The sequence below is a fragment of the Flavonifractor sp. DFI.6.63 genome (assembly GCF_024462255.1).
GTDB classification, from domain to species: domain Bacteria; phylum Bacillota; class Clostridia; order Oscillospirales; family Oscillospiraceae; genus Lawsonibacter_A; species Lawsonibacter_A hominis.
Genome location: NZ_JANGBE010000095.1, coordinates 1 through 381 on the forward strand (window position 1 = coordinate 1; position 381 = coordinate 381).

The following is a 381-nucleotide window of genomic DNA, read 5'->3' on the forward strand; positions in this document are numbered from 1 at the left end:
TTAGCTGATATACCCTCTGCTAAGAGCCTTCGGAGAACGCACGCACCTGTTAAGGTGTATATGTGCGCCCTTGTAAACAAGGGACTATTCCTCTGTTTCCATTTCTTCCTCTTGATTTTCTGTATTTTGATTTTCGCTTTCTTCTCGCTTCTCTATGATTTTTAAGATTTTTTGATTGATTGCTTCTTTAATGTTTGAAAATGTGATTAGCTAATAAAATTCATCTTTGGTAAAGTCCTTGCTGGCGGTAAAGATACTTTCAAAATCTTCCTGTTTTTGCTGACTGATTAGCTTTTTTCTTTTGTTTTGTAACTGCTTGATTTCTTCTTCTGCCATTAAAATTTTTTCATCTATATTTTTCATTTTCTGTTTTCCTCTCTT

1 pseudogene is annotated in these 381 nt (G+C 33.9%); it reads right to left on the reverse strand.

Annotation, left to right across the window (positions count from 1 at the left end):
* Nucleotides 1-84: 84 nt before the first annotated feature.
* A pseudogene (locus NE547_RS18045) lies at nt 85-363 on the reverse strand (hypothetical protein).
* Nucleotides 364-381: the final 18 nt, after the last annotated feature.